Raw genomic sequence first — 200 nt, forward strand, 5'->3', positions numbered from 1 at the left:
TAATATGGTGCGGTCGAGAGGACTCGAACCTCCACGAAGTTGCCTCCACTAGCCCCTCAAGCTAGCGCGTCTGCCATTCCGCCACGACCGCATATTAAATTATAAAATGGTGCGGGTGAAGGGACTCGAACCCCCACGTTGGAAAACACTAGATCCTAAATCTAGCGCGTCTGCCAATTCCGCCACACCCGCTAAAAAAA

Annotated in this window: 2 tRNA genes; both read right to left on the reverse strand. The window is 52.0% G+C overall.

Features of this window, described 5'->3' with window-relative positions:
- Positions 1-5: 5 nt before the first annotated feature.
- Positions 6-91: transfer RNA gene (locus ABWW58_RS17170), tRNA-Leu, on the reverse strand.
- Positions 92-107: 16 nt separating this feature from the next.
- Positions 108-192 (reverse strand) — tRNA-Leu (locus tag ABWW58_RS17175).
- Positions 193-200 lie beyond the last annotated feature (8 nt).

The sequence above is a fragment of the Sporolactobacillus caesalpiniae genome, from assembly GCF_040513385.1.
GTDB lineage: Bacteria > Bacillota > Bacilli > Bacillales > Sporolactobacillaceae > Sporolactobacillus.